This is a genomic window from uncultured Nevskia sp. (genome assembly GCF_903885465.1).
Lineage (GTDB): Bacteria > Pseudomonadota > Gammaproteobacteria > Nevskiales > Nevskiaceae > Nevskia.
This window is the reverse complement of sequence record NZ_CAISIQ010000259.1, coordinates 1-2531: the sequence shown is the minus strand read 5'-3', so window position 1 is coordinate 2531 and position 2531 is coordinate 1. Positions and strand designations below refer to the sequence as shown.

General features: G+C 65.7%; 3 protein-coding genes. 2 read left to right on the top strand and 1 reads right to left on the bottom strand.

Annotation, left to right across the window (positions count from 1 at the left end):
• Nucleotides 1-980 (top strand): glutamate synthase subunit beta (locus tag QZY06_RS09790; RefSeq protein WP_295683487.1); only part of this gene is annotated, 980 nt, incomplete at its 5' end.
• A 56-nt stretch (nt 981-1036) separates the two neighbouring features.
• Here the strand turns inward: QZY06_RS09790 and QZY06_RS09785 are convergent.
• On the bottom strand, nt 1037-2119 hold the full coding sequence (locus QZY06_RS09785; RefSeq protein ID WP_295683484.1) for a hypothetical protein: 1083 nt from the start codon (nt 2117-2119) through the stop codon (nt 1037-1039).
• A 115-nt stretch (nt 2120-2234) separates the two neighbouring features.
• Between QZY06_RS09785 and QZY06_RS09780 the strand changes: the two genes are divergently transcribed.
• Nucleotides 2235-2531: DUF480 domain-containing protein (locus QZY06_RS09780; RefSeq protein WP_295683483.1), on the top strand; the 297-nt coding region annotated here is incomplete at its 3' end.

The following is a 2531-nucleotide window of genomic DNA, read 5'->3' as shown; positions in this document are numbered from 1 at the left end:
TTGCGCGAGTCGGCCATGAAGTGACGGTGTTCGAAAAGAACGATCGCGTCGGCGGCCTGCTGCGCTATGGCATTCCCGGCTTCAAGCTCGACAAGGCCAATGTCGACCGCCGCATCGAACAGCTGAAGGCCGAAGGCATCATCTTCCGCACCGGCGTCTATGTCGGTGCCGGCAAGCTCGGCACGATCACCAACTGGTCCAAGGAAACCATTTCCCCGGATCAGCTGAAAGCAGATTTCGACGCCGTGCTGCTCACCGGCGGCTCCGAGAACCCGCGTGATCTGCCGGTACCAGGCCGCGAGCTGAAGGGCATCCATTTCGCGATGGAATTCCTGCCCCAGCAGAACAAGATCGACGCCGGCGACAAGCTCAAGACCCAGCTGCGCGCCGATGGCAAGCACGTGGTCGTGATCGGTGGCGGTGACACCGGTTCCGACTGCGTCGGCACCTCGAACCGTCATGGCGCCGAAAGCGTCGCCCAGTTCGAACTGCTGCCGCAGCCGCCGGAAACCGAGAACAAGCCCCTGGTCTGGCCGTACTGGCCGACCAAGCTGCGTACTTCCTCCTCCCACGAAGAAGGCTGCGAGCGCGACTGGTCGGTGGCCACCAAGCGTTTCGAGGGCTCGGGCGGCAAGGTCGAAAAGCTGGTTGCCTGCCGCCTCGAATGGAAGGACGGCAAGATGACCGAAGTGCCGAACTCCGAGTTCGAGATGAAGGCCGATCTGGTGCTGCTGGCGATGGGCTTTGTCTCGCCTGCCGCGACCGTGCTGGAAGCTTTCGGCGTCGACAAGGATGCCCGCGGCAACGCCAAGGCGACCACCGATGGCGACGGCTGCTACAAGACCAACGTCGACAAGGTGTTTGCAGCCGGCGACATGCGCCGCGGCCAGTCGCTGGTGGTCTGGGCGATCCGCGAAGGCCGCCAGGCGGCGCGTGAAGTCGACAGCTTCCTGATGGGTAGCTCCGACCTGCCGCGCTGATCGGTCCGTCGTTGTGATCAGGCCCGCCAAGTGCGGGCCTGATCGTTTCTGGCGATTCAGGGGCTACTCGGGGCGAGGCCGTGCTCGGCCGGCAGCGCCATCCACAGCCGCAGCTGCGAACGCCAGTGGCGCAGTTCCAGTTCCAGCCAGTGGCTGGCCGAAATGATTGGCGGGCCGCCGTCTGCGGGTAGCGGTGTCAGCTCGGTTGGCGGCTTGGCTTCCTGCGGCGGTGCCGGTGCTTGCTCGGCCTGTTCGTCCGGCGCGCCGTGGTCCTGGCTCGATTCAGCCGCGCCCTCCTCGCTGACCTCATCGACTTCGTCCCGCTCGCGAGCCGGCCCGAGGATCAGCAGTCCGGACAGCAGGAAACTCTGCATCGGCCACAGTGCGAGCGGATCGAGCACCGCCTGGAAGCGGGTGCTGTGTCCGGCCAGCGCGGACGATGCGCCGGGGTAGTCGAGCTTGATCTCGCTGCGCGCCAGTTCTTCGAGGCTGGCCTGGATCAGGGCCAGCACGGCACGGTCGATGACCGGTGCGCCGGCCTGCCGCTGCACGCTCAGGCCCAGAGTCAGGTCGAGCAGTTGCCCATCCGCGCTGTGCACGCTGCCGCGCACCAGCAACTGCAGCAGTTCGTTCGGGCCCTTGGTGGCGAGGCTGGCAATCGCGGTGGGATCGCTCGGCATCCGTGTATCGGGCACCAGCAGCAGGCGGCTGCGCGGTTCACCGGTCAGACCGGCGAGCAGGTTCAAGGTGAATTCGACGGTCGCGCTGGCCTTCGGCAGGAGCGGATCGCTGCGCAGCGCCACCGTCGCGGGTGACAGGCTCAAGCGATCGACGAGGCTGAGCGTGGTTGCGACAAGTGACGGCTGGCCTGGCAGCTGGGTCTGGCCCAAGGCGGCCGACGTGGAAGCCGCAACCAGTGGCGGTGGCGTTGACGCCACCAGCAGTGCTGCAGGTGATGGCAGTGGAGCCGCGTGGGGATCGGGCGCCGCAACCAGATCATCGAGCACCGTCCACGGCATGCCTGCCGCGAGTGCTGCGACCTGAATCAAGGTCGAGCGATCCGGTGCTGCGCTCATCGGCAAGCCGTTGACTGGAAGTTTGATCGCCAGCGGCAGCTGGGCATTGACGCCGATCCGCATGCCCGCCCTCCGAAGCCCCGTGAAATTCAAACCCGTTGCGATGTATCGGCAGGCAATCGCTGCACTTGAGCCCCGGATGCAACCCAGGCTGGCTGCGGCAGCGCGATAATTGCGCATGAGCCAGATCCTGCTATCCCCGAATGAAGCCCGCGTGCTCGCGGCGCTGGTCGAGAAATCGATCACCACGCCGCAGTACTATCCGATGACCGTCAACGCGCTGATGATGGCGTCGAACCAGAAGAACTCCCGTTCGCCGGTGATGAACCTCACTGAAGGCGACACCGGCGCAGCGCTGAACACGCTGGAGGCCGACAAGCTGGTCACCCGCGATGACACCGCCGGCCGGGTGCCGAAGTGGCGCCATCGCTTTCATCATCAGCTGCTGTTGAAAGCACCGACGATGGCGGTGCTG